Origin of the sequence: Blastococcus sp. MG754426, assembly GCF_021699055.1 — a bacterium.
In the GTDB taxonomy this organism is placed as follows: domain Bacteria; phylum Actinomycetota; class Actinomycetes; order Mycobacteriales; family Geodermatophilaceae; genus Blastococcus.
Map to the genome: position 1 here is coordinate 1 of NZ_SSXC01000194.1, position 370 is coordinate 370.

Sequence of the window (370 nt, forward strand, 5' to 3'; positions counted from 1 at the left end):
GATCTACTGGTCGGCCGCCACCGGGGCGCGGGTCGTGGGCGGGCCGGTGCGGGACGCGTGGCTGGCCGCCGGCGGTGACGCCGGCGACCTGGGCATGCCGGTCGCGGACGCCGCGAGCACCCCGGACGGCCTGGCCCAGTACGGCCGGTTCGCCGGCGGCGCGGTCTACCTGCACGCCGCCCTCGGTGGGCACGTCGTGCCGGGTGCGGTGGTCGAGGCGTGGGACGCCGCCGGGGGCATCGACGGCGTGCTGGGCTACCCCACCTCGGACGCGGTGCCGACCGCGGACGGGGTGGGTGTGGTGATGGCCTTCCAGGGTGGGGAGGTGTACGCGGCCTCGGGGGCCGGGCACGCCCTGCACGGGCCGGTG

The 370-nt window shown here is 78.9% G+C and carries 1 protein-coding gene; it reads left to right on the plus strand.

The features are described 5' to 3' along the window. Positions 1 to 370 (plus strand): LGFP repeat-containing protein (locus tag E9549_RS22950; protein WP_374201703.1); only part of this gene is annotated, 370 nt, incomplete at both ends.